This is a genomic window from uncultured Stenotrophomonas sp. (assembly GCF_913778665.1).
GTDB lineage: Bacteria > Pseudomonadota > Gammaproteobacteria > Xanthomonadales > Xanthomonadaceae > Stenotrophomonas.
The window spans coordinates 24182-38505 of record NZ_CAJYVQ010000010.1 but is presented as its reverse complement, the minus strand read 5'-3'; the positions used below and the strand labels follow the sequence as shown (position 1 = coordinate 38505).

The following is a 14324-nucleotide window of genomic DNA, read 5'->3' as shown; positions in this document are numbered from 1 at the left end:
GACCCAAAAAAGAATGGGGAAGGACTTGCGCCCTTCCCCATGCATTGCCTTGACCTGACACCGTTCCGGACGAACGGTTACGGCATCGGGAAGGACTTATGCCGCCAGCGCGCCCTTGGCCTTCTCGGCCAGCGCAGCAAAACCGGCTGCGTCGTGCACGGCGATGTCAGCCAGGACCTTGCGATCCAGGGTGATGCCGGCCTTCAGCAGACCGTTCATGAAGCGGCTGTAGCTCAGGCCGTTGATGCGGGCAGCCGCATTGATACGGGTGATCCACAGCGAACGGAAGTTGCGCTTCTTCTGCTTACGGCCGATGTAGGCGTACTGCTGTGCCTTGATGACCGCCTGCTTGGCGACGCGGAAGACCTTGCGGCGGGCGTTGTAATAGCCCTTGGCGAGATCCAGAATCTTCTTGTGGCGGCGACGCGCCTGTACGCCACGCTTAACTCGTGCCATTTTTCAGTTCCTCAGAGGTAAGGGAGCATGCGGTCCAGACGGCCTGCGTCTTCTGCACGGACATGGCCCGTCTGACGCAGATTACGCTTACGCTTGGTCGCTTTCTTCGTGAGGATGTGGCTACGGTTGGCGTGGCCGCACTTGTACTTGCCCGAGGCGGTCTTGCGGAAACGCTTGGCCGCTGCCCGGTTGGTCTTGATCTTGGGCATTGCAATGTCCTTGATGGGATATGACCCTGGTTTCTGACTGATCTGGCGGCGGCCTGGGCCGCTCTTTCCGTCCTGCCATGATCGGCGTACGACCCGTCCTGGGTGGGTCGAGCCGGGCATGATACAGGCAAAACCGCCCTGCCACCAGCCCCTGCAACCCCTTCACGGCCATTCGCCGGCATGCTGCAAAAGCAAAGGGGCGCCGATGGCGCCCCTTCACCCTGAACCGTTCAGCCAGGCGCCCCGGAGGGCGGCCCGTCAGGCCTCAGGTCTTCTTCTTCGGCGCGATCATCATGACCATCTGACGCCCTTCCAGGCGCGGACGGGATTCAATGACGATGTCCTCACCCAGATCGGTCTCGATCCGGTTGGCCATTTCGCGGCCCAGTTCCTGGTGGCTCATTTCACGGCCGCGGAAGCGGATGTTGACCTTGATCTTGTCACCATCCTCAAGGAACCCACGCATCTTGCGCAGCTTGATCTGGTAGTCGCCCTCGTCCGTGACCGGACGGAACTTCACTTCCTTGATCTCGACCTGCTTGGTCTTCTTCTTGGCCTCGCTGGCCTTCTTCTGCGCTTCGAACTTGAACTTGCCGAAGTCCATGATCTTGCAGACCGGCGGATCGGCCTGCGGCTGGATTTCGACCAGGTCCAGGCCTTCATCTTCGGCCATGGACAGCGCTTCGTCGCGCGACAACACGCCGATCATTTCTCCGTCACTGCCGATCACGCGGACGCGCGGCACACGGATTTCCTGATTCTTGCGGTTCTGTTTGTTGTCAGGGGTGCTGATATTACGTTCTCCCAAGGGTATCGAACCGGTCCGGGTGCCTGTGCGCCCGGACCGGACCTTTGCTTACGCGCCCTCGGCGTGGAGCCGCTCGATGAAGGCCTGCAGGCTCATGCTGCCCAGGTCTTCGCCAGAACGCGTACGCACCGCTACAGCCCCATTTTCCTTCTCGCGGTCACCAATGACCAGCAGGTAGGGCACGCGCTGCAACGTATGCTCGCGGATTTTATAGCCGATCTTCTCGTTACGCAAATCCGAGCTGACGCGGAAGCCTTGCTCCGCAAGGGTTTTGGTCACGCCCGCGACGTATTCAGCCTGAGCGTCGGTGATATTGGCCACCACCACCTGGGTCGGGGCCAGCCAGGCCGGGAACTGGCCAGCATGGTGCTCGATCAGGATGCCCAGGAAGCGCTCCATCGAGCCGACGATGGCACGGTGCAGCATGACCGGGTGCTTCTTCTGGCTGTTCTCGTCCACATACTCGGCACCCAAGCGGCCCGGCATCATGAAGTCGACCTGCATGGTCCCCAGCTGCCACGTACGGCCGATGGCGTCCTTCAAGTGATACTCGATCTTCGGGCCGTAGAAGGCGCCTTCGCCCGGCAGCTCCTGCCACTCCACGCCACAGGCGGTCAGCGCCGAGCGCAGCGCACCTTCGGCCTTGTCCCAGGTGGCGTCATCGCCCAGTCGCGATTCCGGGCGCAGCGCGATCTTGATCTGGATCTCGTCGAAGCCGAAGTGCTGGTAGACCGCCAGCGCCTGCTGGTGGAACGCGGTCACTTCCGATTCGATCTGGTTTTCGGTGCAGAACACATGCCCGTCGTCCTGGGTAAAGCCACGCACGCGCAGAATGCCGTGCAGCGCGCCGGACGGCTCGTTGCGGTGGCAGGAACCGAACTCACCGTAGCGGATCGGCAGGTCGCGGTAGCTGTGCAGGCCCTGGTTGAACACCTGGATGTGGCCCGGGCAGTTCATCGGCTTGACCGCGTAGGTGCGCTTCTCCGATTCGGTGAAGAACATGTTGTCCTGGTAGTTGTCCCAATGACCGGACTTCTTCCACAGGCTCACGTCCAGAATCTGCGGGCAGCGCACTTCGCCGTAGCCGCTGTTGCGGTAGACCTTGCGCATGTACTGCTCGACCACCTGCCACAGCGCCCAGCCCTTCGGGTGCCAGAACACCAGGCCCGGCGCCTCTTCCTGCAGGTGGAACAGGTCCTGCTGCTTGCCGATGCGGCGGTGGTCGCGCATCTCGGCTTCTTCGATGCGCTTGATGTACGCCTCAAGCTGCTTCTTGTCGGCCCAGGCGGTGCCGTAGATGCGCTGCAGCTGCTCGTTCTGCGCATCGCCACGCCAGTAGGCGCCGGAAATGCGGGTCAGCTTGAAGGCCTTCAGGAAGCGCGTGTTCGGCACGTGCGGGCCGCGGCACATGTCCACGTACTCCTGGTGGTAGTACATGCCCATCGCCTGGATGTCGTCGGACATGTCCTCGATCAGGCGCAGCTTGTAGTCCTCGCCACGGGCCTTGAAGATCTCGATCACTTCGGCGCGCGGCGTCATCTTCTTGATGACGTCGTAATCCTGGGCGATCAGCTCACCCATGCGCTTCTCGATCGCGGCCATGTCGTCCGGGGTGAACGGGCGCTCGGAGTAGATGTCGTAGTAGAAGCCCTCGGCGATCACCGGGCCGATCACCATCTTCACGTCCGGGTACAGCTGCTTGACGGCGTGGCCGACCAGGTGGGCGCAGGAGTGGCGGATGATCTCCACGCCCTCCTCGTCCTTGGCAGTGATGATGCGCAGGCTGGCATCGTGGTCGATGACATCGCTGGCATCGACCAGCACGCCATCGACAGCACCGGCGATGGTGGCCTTGGCCAGGCCGGCGCCGATCGACTGGGCGACGTCCATGACGCTGACGGGGTTTTCGAACGCGCGGCGGCTGCCGTCGGGAAGGGTAATGTTGATCATCGCATTGGCTTCGTGCGGGGCCCGCGGTGCGGGCTGGAAAGCGCTCCCGGGGCGGCGCCCGGGCAACAAAAAAGCGCCACGAGGGCGCCTGGAACGCAGGGCCTTCGGGGGCAGGTCAACAGGGGGCGGTGGTAGTGCTCATGTCACACGCTCGGCCGGCGCTGGGCGCGGGCCACCTTGTTCCAGTCAGGGATACAGGACGATCTTAAACCAGCGCAACGGAAAGCCCAAGGGCTGTCCTACGGTCCGCTGAATGGCCATCGCTGGCGGCGTGAAATTGCAATGATTACCATGTCGGCGCAGCCCGCCCCGTGCCAGCCTGCCCGCTTTCCCCCAGGACCTCGTGATGCGCCACCCGCTCCGACCGGCTCCCGCCGGCCCCGCCCGTGCCCCGCGTTCGCTGGCCCGCTGCCGCGACGGCGGTCCGCAATGATCACCGTCGGCCTTTCCACGCTCGGCTTCTGCAGTCTGGGCATGCTGGCAGCGATGTTCTCGGCGCTGGCCTTCTATGCCGCCTCGCCGCATTGCCGCTGGCCGCGCCTGCGCCGCGCCGGCCGCCTGGGCCGCCAGATCGGCCTGGTCGCCGCTGCCGCCGCGCTGTGGCTGTGGATGGCCGAACTGGGCGTTGCCGCCGGCCTGGTGGCGATGTTGTGCACCTGGATGCTGGCCGCGATGCTGTTGCCGGCGCTGGCCGCCTGGCACCGTCCCGGCACGGAGTCGCCCTGATGTGGCCGCGTGCCTTTGCTGGCATCGTGGCCGGCTTCTTCCTGGCCGGGGCCGCGACCGGCCTGCTGGCATGGGTGCCGCCCGGCCCCTGGCAGCGGGCGCTGGTGCCGACCCTGATCGCTTTCATCCCGCTATGGATGCTGGCCGCCCTGTGGGCGTTCAGCTTCCGCAGCGCGCTGCGCGCCTGGCTGGTGCTGGGTGGCAGCGCCGCCGCCGGCTTCGCCGTGCTCGGGCTGCTGCGACTGACCGGCGCGGTGCAATGAGACCTCTCCCATGAAGTTCAGTTCGCAGACCCTGCGCACGTTCACTACCCTGCATACCTGGGTCGGCCTGGTGGCCGGCTTCGGCCTGTTCGTGGCCTTCTATGCAGGTGCGCTGACCCTGTTCCATCACGACCTGCCGCGGTGGCAGACCCCGGGAGCCGCCACCGCACTGCCCGCCGGGCTGGACGATGCGCAGTACCTGCTGGAAGACGTGCTGGCCGCGCATGCGGAGGCACGCCGCCACATCGGCATGACCTTCCCCGGCGCCGAGCACCCGCAGCCGCTGGCCTACTGGCAAGCCGCCGACGGTGGCTGGCGCTATGCCTGGCCGGGCCAGACCGCAGGCAGCCCGACACCGCCGCAGGCCGGCCTGGCCGAACTGGTCAACGAGCTGCACTACAGCCTGGGGCTGCCGGTGGCCGGCATCTACGTGATGGGCATCGTCAGCCTGCTGTACGGGATGGCGCTGCTCAGCGGGCTGGTGATCCATCTGCCCAAGCTGTTCGGCGACCTGTTCGCGCTGCGCCCCGGCCGCAACCTCAAGCAGCTTTGGCAGGACGCGCACAATGTGATCGGCGTGCTCAGCCTGCCGTTCCACCTGATGTTCGCGGTGACCGGCGCCCTGCTGTGCCTGGTCTTCATCCAGATCGGCCTGCTCAACCCGCTCATCTTCGATGGCAAGGCCATGCAAGCGGTGCCGGCGGCCATGGATACCGCGCCGGTGCGCGAGGCCAGTGGCGTGCCGGCCGCGCCAGGCAGCCTGCGTGAGTTGCATGCCCGCGCATTGGAAGTGGCGCGCGCACAGGGCATTGCCGATTTCGAACCGGCCTACCTGAAGCTGGCCAACGGCGGCGATGCCAACGCCACCATCGAGATCACCGGCGAATCCAGCGGCACCCTCGGCCCGCTCGGTTCGGTCGCGCTGGACGTGGCCAGTGGCCGCGTGCTCGCCAGCCAGCTGCCCGGCCACCGCGATGCCAACCACGCCACGCTCAGCGCTGCCTATGCGCTGCACTTCGGCGAATTCGGCAACGGCGTGGTGGTCTGGCTGTACTTCCTGCTCGGCCTCGGCGGCGCGTTCCTGTTCTACTCGGGGAACCTGCTGTGGATCGAATCGCGGCGCAAGCGCCGGCAGCCGCAGCAGCCACGTTCGGCGGTGAACATGGCACGGGCAACGGTAGGCGTGTGCATCGGCCTGTGCGTGGCGATCTCGGTCGCCTTCGTCACCGCGCTGGTGCTGGAGCGGCTGGCGCCGACGGCGGTCGATCACGGCATCCGCTGGGCCTGCTTCGGCAGTTGGGCGGCCTGTGCACTATGGGCCGCGCTGCGACGCCCAGCGCAGGCCGCACGCGAGCTGCTGTGGGCGGCGGCGATCAGTACCGCGCTGGTGCCGGTGCTGCACGGCGCACTCAATGGTGACTGGCTGTGGCGCGCCGCCGCGCGTGGCCACTGGCCGCTGTTCTGGGTCGATGCCATCGCGCTGGCCATGGCCTGCGGCTTCGCCCGCCTGGCAGTGGCCAGCCAACGCCGCGCCCGCAACGGCGATCCCAACAGCGTCTGGGCCAACTGAGCCTTCGCCGGGAATGGCCCGGCGCTACCGGGGCGGGTACGCGTCGTCCGGGTAGCGACTGACTTCGATCAGGTTGCCATCCGGGTCGCGGAAATACACCGATTCGATCGGCCCCAGCGCGCCGGTACGTGCAACCGGGCCCTCCTCCACTGCAACGGACTGCGCCTGCAGGTGGGCCAGCACATCGACTGTCGCCGTACGCGTGACCAGGCACAGGTCGGCACTGCCCGGCGTGGGCTGCAGTGCATGCGGCTGCAGCGGTGCACTGGCCGCATGCAGATTGATCTTCTGCCGGCCGAACTGCAGCGCGGTACGGCCCGCGCCGAAGCGCACGACCTGCATGCCGAGCACGCGCTGGTAGAAATCACAGCTGCGGTCGATGTCGGCGACGGTGAGGACCAGATGGTCCAGGCGTTCGAGATGGATCATGCCCGCAGCGTAACGCGGCGGGCATGGACATGCTGTGCGGGGTTGGGCCGATGGCGTTGCGGCGCTGCGCCGGGCATCGCCTGATGCAGCTCAATCGCCAATGCGCGCCTTCTGCCAGGGGCCCAGCATGGCGTTGAGCAGGCTGGCCTGTTCGTCGTCGCCGGTCAGCTCCCACATGAACACGCCGGCCAGGCCCTGCTCGCGGGCGAACTGCGCACGCAGCCCGATCGAGCGCGGGTCTTCGTAGCTGATGAAGACCTTCTGTTCGGCGTTGTACAGCCACGGGCTCTGCGCCTGCGCCTGCCAATGCTTCGTCCAGCCAGGCTGGTCCAGGTAGCGCGCCTTGATCACCCGCCAGTCGCCGGCATCGGCCGGCGCGCTGTAGGACTGGTACAGGCCATCGGCGGCATCACCGGTCACCTTGAAACCGCGCCCGTAGAACGGCACGCCCAGCACCAGCTTGTCGGCCGGCACCCCGTGTTCGCGGTAGTACTGCACGGCGCCGGCCACGTTGTTCCAACGCCGCAGTTCCGGCGCCAGCGGATCGGCCGGCACCTCATGCAAGGGCGCATTGAAGGTCGACACCGCCGAGAAGCCGGTGCCCATGTCGTAGCTCATCAGGTTGATGAAATCGAACACCGTGGCCAACGCCGGCAGGTCGTAGCTCGCTGCTGGATCGTAGGGGCCATCGGTCTGCAGGCGACCGGCGGCCAGCGCGGCGGTCAGCAGCATCGGCTGTCGCGCCTTGCGCCCGTGCGCGTCGAGTGCCACGCGGAACGCCTGCGCGAGCCGGGTCAGGTTGGCGCGATCCTGCGGGCGGTGCGCCAGCTCCTTCGGTCCGCCACTGACCGGGAACTCCCAGTCGATGTCCACGCCATCGAAGCTGCCGGCATGGCGGTCGAAGAACAGCGCCATGCATGAGTCGACCAACCGCTTGCGGCTGGCCTCGGTCAGCGCTGCGTCGGAGAATCCACCTGCGCCCCATCCGCCGATCGAGATCAGCGTGCGCAGATGCGGGTGCGCCTTCTTCAGCTCGGCCAGGGCGGCGAAATTCTTCGGTGCGTCCGCGCCGATCGTGCAGCGCCCGTCCTCGATGGTGGAGAACGCGTAGAACAGGTGGGTCAGCCGCTCGGCCGGAATGTGCGATACCGGATAGCGCTCGGCCGAACCGCCGGGGTAGTAGGCACCGAAGATCGGCGGCTGCGCCGGCGAGGCGTGAGCAGCGATCGGCAAGGCACCGGCAATCAGCACGGCAAGAACGGCCACGGTCTGGCGGAACATGGGATTTCCCGGTTCGAAGGCGCAGCCACGTTAGCAAACCGATGGAGCTGTGGGACGGTTGTCGCGGCATGTCGTCCAGTGGACACCCCCCAGTGCCGAGTGACGACAACACGGTAGTCATGCAACGACCCTCATGCACTGCAGCAGGACACGCAGCGACGCGGCCCTCATTCATCGGCTAAGGTAGCCGCGGACCTTCAATCGCGCATGGACATGAGCACCGACCACGACCCACTCGACGACGGCGACCTGCAGGACAACGAGGTCCTCGACGAACGCCAGGCACTGGAGGCACGCGCCTACGCCCTCTTCCGCGAGGGCGACCTGCAGCAGGCGGTGGCGCTGTTCGGCGAGCTGATCGCGCTCGCGCCTGAAGTGCCGTACCTGCATTACATGCGCGGATTGGCGCACAAATACCTGCGCGACTGGGCTGCCTCGCTGCAGGACAACCGGCAATCAGAACAGCTGCGCGGCGAGTTCGATGAAGCCACCGCGTGGAATGCCGGTATCGCCGCCACCGGCGCCGGTGACTGGGCCGAAGCACGCCGCCAGTGGGCCCGCTGTGGCATCACCCTGCCCGAGGGCGAAGGCCCGATCGAGAGCGACTTCGGCGTGGCCTGTGTGCGCCTGGCGCCGTGGTCCGATGCCGAGGTGGTGTATATGAGCCGCATTGATCCGGTACGTGCACGCATCGACAACGTACCGCTGCCCGAAAGCGGCTTCCGCTTCGGCGACATCGTGCTGCACGACGGCGCATCAACCGGCCATCGCACCTACGGCGAGCGCCAGGTGCCGGTGTTCAATGCCATGCAGCGCCTGCAGGCATCGGACATGGCGACCTTCACCGTGTTCGTGCAGTGTGATTCAGTTGATGACATCGCTGCCCTGGAGGCCATCACGCTGCCCGGCATCGGCATGGTCGAGGACTGGACCGCCACCGTGCGCCGGCTGTGCCGCCGCTGCAGCTACGGCACGCCGCACCAACATGATGATGAGGCGCCAGATGAAGACCAATGGAGACGCGAACGTGACCTCGGCGTGGCCGCACAGGGCCGGGCTGCGGTGGAAAAGCTCATGGCGGTGTGGGTCGCTGCAGCCCCCGGCCGGGTGCTGGAGGCCATCGAACAGCGCGAACACCCCATGAGCGACCCGAAGCCAGGCCAGGTCTGGTGGCTGGGGGAGGAGGAAGAGGCCGAGTAAGGTCGAGCGCCGGGCCTTGTGGCACAAGGCCTTCAGAATTCTTCAGGCCGGCTTCCAGCACTTCAGACGCAGCGCAGGCCCAATCGGGCTCCCCTTCGATGGAGTCCGACGATGCGTACGATCCTGCCTGCCCTCACCCTGCTCTGCGCGGTCTGCACCCTGCCCTTCGCTGCCCGCGCCACCCCGCCGGACCCGACCCGCCTGCAGGCCCTGCAGCAGGCCATTGCCAGCGACGAACTGAAACAGATCCGCAGCGTACTGCTGCAGGTCGATGGCAAGGTCGTCTACGAGGGCTACTTCAACGGCGCCGACGCGCAGACGCTGCATGACGTGCGCTCGGCCAGCAAGAGCGTGACCGCGCTGCTGGTCGGTGCCGCCATCGGTGAAGGCCACCTGCCCGGCGTGCAGGCCCGGGTGTACGACTACTTCCCTGCCTTCACTGCCCGGCACGCGGTCGACCCGCGCCTGCGCTCCACTACCGTGCAGGACCTGCTGACGATGAGCAGCCTGTGGGAATGCGATGACGAGAACGCGTTCTCGACCGGCCATGAGGAACGCATGTACGTCACCGAGAAGTGGCTGGACTTTGCACTGAGCTTGCCTGTGAAGGGCTTCGCGCCCTGGATGCAGCGGCCACAGGACAGCCCACACGGGCGCGCGTTCGCCTACTGCACCGCCAACCCGTTCGTACTGGGCGCGGTGCTTGAACAGGCCAGTGGACAGCCGTTGGCCGATTACGCCGCGCGGGTGCTGGAGCGTCCGCTGGGAATCACCCACAGCCAATGGAACCGTTCCCCAGAAGGGATAGGCATGGGCGGCGGCGGCACGCGCTACCGCACGCGTGATCTGGCCCGCTTCGGCCAGCTCGTGCTCGATGGCGGCCGCTGGCAGGGCCGGCAGCTGGTTCCGAAGGACTATGTGGAGGCGATGGTACGGGCGCAGGCAACCGCCCCCGACGGCAGCGACTACGGCTACCAGTGGTGGGGCCTGAAACTGGACGTACGGGGATCGGCGCGCACGGTGTGGGCGATGTCCGGCAATGGCGGCAACTATGTGTTCATAGTGCCCGAACAGCGCGTGGTGGCAGTAGTCACCAGCCAGGCGCTCAACCGCAACTTCGCCCATCCGCAGTCGCGACGCATCCTCACCGAGTTCCTGTTGCCGGCGCTGCGCTGAGCGCGGCCAAGTCATCCGGGCGCCAGCTGGCGGCCAGCACCTGCGCTCGCTGCCGGGCGATGTCGGCATCCAGCCGCTGCAGCAGGGCCGCCCAGCCAGGTGCGCTGCGCAGCGGTGCGAACAGTGGGGTGGCACGCAGCCACGCCACGTCGCGGAAGCCATCGTCGACCGCCCGCTGCAGCGCTGCCACAGCGTCTGCGGCACGTCCGCCGGCCTGCAGCAGCAGGGCCCGCTCCAGCGCCGCATCCGGCCAGCCATCACCGTCACCGAGGCCATGCAGCCGCTCCTCGATCCACGCACGCTGCACCGGATGTGGGCCGTGCAACGCCGCCAGGGTCTGGCCCAACGACTGCCGGGGCCGCAACTGGCGGCCGCGCTCGAACGCTGTGGCGGCGGCTGCGGGGTCATCGCCCAGCAGCGCCAGCTCACCCTGCAGGCGCAACAACTGCGGATGGGGCGTGCCCCGTGCCAGCGCTTCGTCCAGGACCTGCCGCGCCTGTTGTGGTGCACCGGCAACGTACAGGCTGCGCGGCCAGGCAATATTGGAAAAAACGTTGTCCGGGTACAGCTGGAAGTTGCGCGCGTGGCGAACTGCAGCCGCCTGGGTGAAGCCCAGCAGTTCCAGCTCACGTGCCACCTGCACGTCCCGGAAGCGGATGCGCTCGGGGGCCTTCAAGGTCAGGTTGGCCCGCAGCGCTGTGGCCAGCTGGCCGCGCTCCTGCTGCAGGTAGGCCAGCGATGCGCGGCTGCGCTCGTCTCCCGGGTCCAGTTCAATGGCGCGCGCATAACCCTCGATGGCCTTGCGCATGTTGCCCAGGCAGTCGTGCGCGTAGCCCCACAGCGCGTGGGTGGCGGCGTCGCGCGGCGCACGCTGGCGCTCCAGCTCGGCCAGCGACAGCGCTTCGCTCAACTGCTCGGGCGTCCCGTTGAACAGGCAGCCCTGCGCCGACAGGGCACGTGACAGGCCGCGCCGCGCCCCCGCCGACTCTGGGTCAGCCTGCAATGCCTGCCGATACAGGCTGATGGCCCTTTCATTGTTGCTGGCTTGGCCGATGCCGGCGTAGTAGTCGGCGCGCTGCAGCAACGCCTGTGCGCCGCTTTGCGATGCCGACCGCGACCACGGCAACAGCGCGGCCACCCCGCACAGTACCGCCATGGCGGCCACGCCCCACCCGGCGCTGCGGACCCGGCGTGATCGCGCAGGCGGTGCGGTCGCGGGCAGTGGCTGCGCGCACAGCTGGTAACCGCGGCCACGCACGGAACGGATGTAACGCGGGCGCCGGCTGTCGTCACCCAGCGCCTGGCGCAGCAGCTTGACCCGTTGGCTGACCGCATCTTCGCCGACCACCGCCGGTGCCCAGACCTGGGCAGCCAGGGTGTCGAAATCCACCACCTCGGTGCCATGCGCCAGCAGGACCTCCAGCAGCGTCCAGCTCAGGCCGCTGACGGCCAGCACCTCGCCGCCGCGGCTGACCCGTTGCGCCGGGCGGTCAATATCCAGATCGAGCAGGCGCAGCATGTCCATGAGCGGAGCATACCGGCACAACGAACGGTGCTGGATCGCAGGCAAAGAAAAAGCGGGCCGAAGCCCGCTTTTTCATCTCAGCGATGCCAAGAGCGTGTCAAACGAGGTTGACACCCAACGCCGATTACTCGGCGCTGGCGGCGTCGCCTTCTTCCACGGCCTTCATCGACAGGCGGATACGGCCCTGCTTGTCGACTTCCAGCACCTTGACCTTGACCACATCGCCTTCCTTCAGCACGTCGCCGACCTTCTCGACGCGGTCGCTGGAAATCTGCGACACGTGGACCAGACCGTCCTTGCCCGGCAGGATGGTGACGAACGCACCGAAGTCCATGATCTTGGCGACCTTGCCTTCGTAGATGCGGCCCGGCTCGACGTCCGAGGTGATCTGCTCGATGCGGGCCTTGGCGGCCTGGGCAGCGATGGCGTTGACCGAGGCGATGACGATGGTGCCGTCATCCTGGATGTCGATCTGGGTGCCGGTTTCCTTGGTGATGGCCTGGATGGTCGAACCACCCTTGCCGATCACTTCGCGGATCTTGTCCGGGTGGATCTTGATGGTCAGCAGGCGCGGCGCGTAGTCCGACAGCTCTTCGCGCGGAGCAGTCAGGCCGTGGGCCATTTCACCCAGGATGTGCAGACGGCCAGCCTTGGCCTGCTGCAGGGCCTGCTTCATGATCTCTTCGGTGATGCCTTCGATCTTGATGTCCATCTGCAGGGCGGAGATGCCCTCAGCGGTACCGGCCACCTTGAAGTCCATGTCGCCCAGGTGATCTTCGTCACCCAGGATGTCGGACAGGACGACGAAGCGATCGCCTTCCTTGACCAGGCCCATGGCGATACCGGCCACCGGGGCCTTCACCGGCACGCCGGCGTCCATCAGGGCCAGCGACGAGCCGCAGACCGAGGCCATCGACGAGGAGCCGTTCGACTCGGTGATTTCCGAGACGACACGGATGGTGTACGGGAACGATTCCAGCGACGGCATGACAGCCAGCACGCCGCGCTTGGCCAGGCGACCGTGGCCGATTTCGCGGCGCTTCGGGCCCATCATGCGGCCGCACTCACCCACCGAGAACGGAGGGAAGTTGTAGTGGAACAGGAAGTTTTCCTTGTACTCACCGGCAACGGCGTCGATGACCTGGCCGTCACGGGCGGTGCCCAGGGTAATGGTCACGATGGCCTGGGTTTCGCCGCGGGTGAACAGCGAGGAACCGTGGGTACGCGGCAGCACGCCGGTCTTCACCGCGATCGGGCGGACGGTGTCCAGCGCACGGCCGTCGATGCGGACCTTGGTGTCCAGCACGGAGTCGCGCATGGTGCGGTATTCCAGCTCGCCGAATTCCTTCGACAGCTCGGCCGGGTTCCAGCCCTCGGCAGCCACGCGGCCAGCCAGGGCTTCGACCACGTCCTTCTTGATCGCCGAGATGGCGTCGCGGCGCTGCAGCTTGTCGCGCACCTGGAAGGCTTCGCCCAGGCGCGGGCCGATGGCTTCCTTCAGGGCAGCGATCAGCGCGTCGTTCTTGGCCGGGGCTTCCCAGGTCGACGGCTTGGTGCCGGCTTCGACGGTCAGCTCGTTGATCGCGTTGATGACCTTCTGCATTTCGCGGTGACCGAAGGTCACGGCGCCCAGCATCACTTCTTCGGACAGCAGCGCGGCTTCGGATTCAACCATCAGCACGGCGTTGGAGGTACCGGCGACGACCAGTTCCAGCTGCGAGTCAGCCAGTTCGCTGACGGTCGGGTTCAGGATGTACTCGCCGTTCTTGTAACCGACCTTGGCAGCGCCGATCGGGCCCATGAACGGGGTGCCGGCCAGAGCCAGGGCAGCCGAGGCGCCGATCAGGGCCGGGATGTCGCCGTCCACGTCCGGGTTCAGCGACATGACCGTGGCGATGATCTGCACTTCGTTCTTGTAGTCTTCCGGGAACAGCGGGCGGATCGGACGATCGATCAGACGCGAGATCAGGGTTTCCTTCTCGGTCGCACGGCCTTCACGCTTGAAGAAACCACCCGGGATACGGCCGCCGGCGTAGAACTTTTCCTGATAATCAACGGTCAGCGGGAAGAAGTCCTGGCCTTCGCGCGCACTCTTGGCAGCGACGGCGGTGACCAGCAGTACGGTGTCGTCCATCTTGACGATGACGGCACCGCTGGCCTGGCGGGCGACTTCGCCGGTCTCAAGCGTGACGGTGTGCTTGCCGTACTGGAAGGTTTTGGTGATTTTTGCCACGGAGGGTGTCCTTGGGGATGCTGTCTGCGAATTTGGACCGTCGGCGACCCTTGCCGCCTGCGGGTGGCCGGATCGTTCCGGCCTGAATCGGGGATTGCGGTGCTACAAAACAAAACCGCGGCGCATCGCTGCGCCGCGGGGGATTCGTTGCTTAGCGACGCAGGCCAAGCTTTTCAATCAGCGCCTTGTAACGCTCGACGTCCTTCTTCTTCAGGTAGTCGAGCAGGCTGCGACGGCGGTTGACCATCTGCAGCAGGCCGCGGCGGCTGTGGTGGTCCTTCTTGTGGGTCTTGAAGTGGCCGGTCAGCAGTTCGATGCGGGCGGTCAGCAGAGCCACCTGGACTTCCGGGGAGCCGGTGTCAGCCGAGCTGCGCTTGTTGTCTTCAATGACCTTCTGGGTGTCGATCGACATTTTCTTTTTTCTCAGTGATGCGTGGCCGGCAGGAACGCGCTTCGCGCACCGCCAGGCTCGCCGTGGACTACAGGGATGAAACCTGC

14 protein-coding genes are annotated in these 14324 nt (G+C 66.4%); 5 read left to right on the top strand and 9 right to left on the bottom strand.

Annotated elements, in window-relative coordinates; all coding sequences use genetic code 11:
- Positions 1-96: 96 nt before the first annotated feature.
- From rplT to thrS, 4 genes are all read right to left on the bottom strand, one after another.
- The gene (gene rplT, locus QZ853_RS14185) at positions 97-456 is read right to left on the bottom strand and encodes a 50S ribosomal protein L20 (protein WP_005410435.1); all 360 of its coding nucleotides are present in this window, start codon (positions 454-456) and stop codon (positions 97-99) included.
- 11 nt (positions 457-467) lie between these two features.
- Positions 468-665, bottom strand: coding sequence for a 50S ribosomal protein L35 (gene rpmI, locus QZ853_RS14180; RefSeq protein ID WP_005410436.1), 198 nt, complete (start codon positions 663-665; stop codon positions 468-470).
- A gap of 265 nt (positions 666-930) precedes the next feature.
- A complete protein-coding gene (gene infC, locus QZ853_RS14175; protein ID WP_074725076.1) occupies positions 931-1458 on the bottom strand; it encodes a translation initiation factor IF-3 in 528 nt (175 codons plus the stop codon).
- Between the two features lie 63 nt (positions 1459-1521).
- Positions 1522-3423 (bottom strand): threonine--tRNA ligase, encoded by a 1902-nt coding sequence (gene thrS / locus QZ853_RS14170; protein WP_295574394.1) that lies wholly within the window; start codon positions 3421-3423, stop codon positions 1522-1524.
- Between the two features lie 429 nt (positions 3424-3852).
- On the opposite strand from thrS, the gene QZ853_RS14165 reads away from it, so the two are divergent.
- The 3 genes from QZ853_RS14165 to QZ853_RS14155 are packed head-to-tail and all read left to right on the top strand — an operon-like array spanning position 3853 to position 5982.
- Positions 3853-4149 carry a hypothetical protein gene (locus QZ853_RS14165; RefSeq protein ID WP_295574392.1) on the top strand — a complete coding sequence of 99 codons (297 nt, stop codon included), beginning with the start codon at positions 3853-3855 and terminating at the stop codon, positions 4147-4149.
- Positions 4149-4412 (top strand): hypothetical protein, encoded by a 264-nt coding sequence (locus QZ853_RS14160; RefSeq protein ID WP_295574390.1) that lies wholly within the window; start codon positions 4149-4151, stop codon positions 4410-4412. The genes QZ853_RS14165 and QZ853_RS14160 overlap by 1 nt, the downstream gene beginning before the upstream one ends.
- Positions 4413-4422: 10 nt before the next feature.
- On the top strand, positions 4423-5982 hold the full coding sequence (locus tag QZ853_RS14155) for a PepSY-associated TM helix domain-containing protein (RefSeq protein ID WP_295574387.1): 1560 nt from the start codon (positions 4423-4425) through the stop codon (positions 5980-5982).
- A gap of 24 nt (positions 5983-6006) precedes the next feature.
- Here the strand turns inward: QZ853_RS14155 and QZ853_RS14150 are convergent, their stop codons facing one another.
- Together QZ853_RS14150 and QZ853_RS14145 are read right to left on the bottom strand one after the other, a co-directional pair.
- Positions 6007-6411, bottom strand: coding sequence for a VOC family protein (locus QZ853_RS14150; protein WP_295574385.1), 405 nt, complete (start codon positions 6409-6411; stop codon positions 6007-6009).
- A gap of 90 nt (positions 6412-6501) precedes the next feature.
- Complete coding sequence (locus QZ853_RS14145) at positions 6502-7692, bottom strand: glycoside hydrolase family 18 protein (RefSeq protein WP_295574384.1); 1191 nt, start codon at positions 7690-7692, stop codon at positions 6502-6504.
- Between the two features lie 213 nt (positions 7693-7905).
- Between QZ853_RS14145 and QZ853_RS14140 the strand changes: the two genes are divergently transcribed.
- On the top strand, positions 7906-8892 hold the full coding sequence (locus QZ853_RS14140; protein ID WP_295574381.1) for a hypothetical protein: 987 nt from the start codon (positions 7906-7908) through the stop codon (positions 8890-8892).
- Positions 8893-9003: 111 nt separating this feature from the next.
- Positions 9004-10068 carry a serine hydrolase gene (locus QZ853_RS14135; RefSeq protein WP_295574379.1) on the top strand — a complete coding sequence of 355 codons (1065 nt, stop codon included), beginning with the start codon at positions 9004-9006 and terminating at the stop codon, positions 10066-10068.
- Here QZ853_RS14135 and QZ853_RS14130 read toward each other — a convergent pair.
- The 3 genes from QZ853_RS14130 to rpsO form a co-directional block, all read right to left on the bottom strand.
- The gene (locus QZ853_RS14130) at positions 10037-11593 is read right to left on the bottom strand and encodes a winged helix-turn-helix transcriptional regulator (RefSeq protein WP_295574378.1); all 1557 of its coding nucleotides are present in this window, start codon (positions 11591-11593) and stop codon (positions 10037-10039) included. The genes QZ853_RS14135 and QZ853_RS14130 overlap by 32 nt on opposite strands.
- A 124-nt stretch (positions 11594-11717) precedes the next feature.
- Positions 11718-13826, bottom strand: a complete 2109-nt coding sequence (gene pnp / locus QZ853_RS14125; protein WP_295574375.1) for a polyribonucleotide nucleotidyltransferase — start codon at positions 13824-13826, stop codon at positions 11718-11720.
- Between the two features lie 151 nt (positions 13827-13977).
- Positions 13978-14238 carry a 30S ribosomal protein S15 gene (rpsO, locus tag QZ853_RS14120; protein ID WP_005410445.1) on the bottom strand — a complete coding sequence of 87 codons (261 nt, stop codon included), beginning with the start codon at positions 14236-14238 and terminating at the stop codon, positions 13978-13980.
- Positions 14239-14324: the final 86 nt, after the last annotated feature.

Excerpts from the sequence above, each read along its gene's own strand:
- rplT (WP_005410435.1), bottom strand. The coding sequence starts at position 456 with ATGGCACGAGTTAAGCGTGGCGTACAGGCGCGTCGCCGCCACAAGAAG.
- rpmI (WP_005410436.1), bottom strand. The coding sequence starts at position 665 with ATGCCCAAGATCAAGACCAACCGGGCAGCGGCCAAGCGTTTCCGCAAG.
- thrS (WP_295574394.1), bottom strand. The coding sequence starts at position 3,423 with ATGATCAACATTACCCTTCCCGACGGCAGCCGCCGCGCGTTCGAAAAC.
- QZ853_RS14165 (WP_295574392.1), top strand. The coding sequence starts at position 3,853 with ATGATCACCGTCGGCCTTTCCACGCTCGGCTTCTGCAGTCTGGGCATG.
- QZ853_RS14160 (WP_295574390.1), top strand. The coding sequence starts at position 4,149 with ATGTGGCCGCGTGCCTTTGCTGGCATCGTGGCCGGCTTCTTCCTGGCC.
- QZ853_RS14155 (WP_295574387.1), top strand. The coding sequence starts at position 4,423 with ATGAAGTTCAGTTCGCAGACCCTGCGCACGTTCACTACCCTGCATACC.
- QZ853_RS14150 (WP_295574385.1), bottom strand. The coding sequence starts at position 6,411 with ATGATCCATCTCGAACGCCTGGACCATCTGGTCCTCACCGTCGCCGAC.
- QZ853_RS14145 (WP_295574384.1), bottom strand. The coding sequence starts at position 7,692 with ATGTTCCGCCAGACCGTGGCCGTTCTTGCCGTGCTGATTGCCGGTGCC.
- QZ853_RS14140 (WP_295574381.1), top strand. The coding sequence starts at position 7,906 with ATGAGCACCGACCACGACCCACTCGACGACGGCGACCTGCAGGACAAC.
- QZ853_RS14135 (WP_295574379.1), top strand. The coding sequence starts at position 9,004 with ATGCGTACGATCCTGCCTGCCCTCACCCTGCTCTGCGCGGTCTGCACC.
- QZ853_RS14130 (WP_295574378.1), bottom strand. The coding sequence starts at position 11,593 with ATGGACATGCTGCGCCTGCTCGATCTGGATATTGACCGCCCGGCGCAA.
- rpsO (WP_005410445.1), bottom strand. The coding sequence starts at position 14,238 with ATGTCGATCGACACCCAGAAGGTCATTGAAGACAACAAGCGCAGCTCG.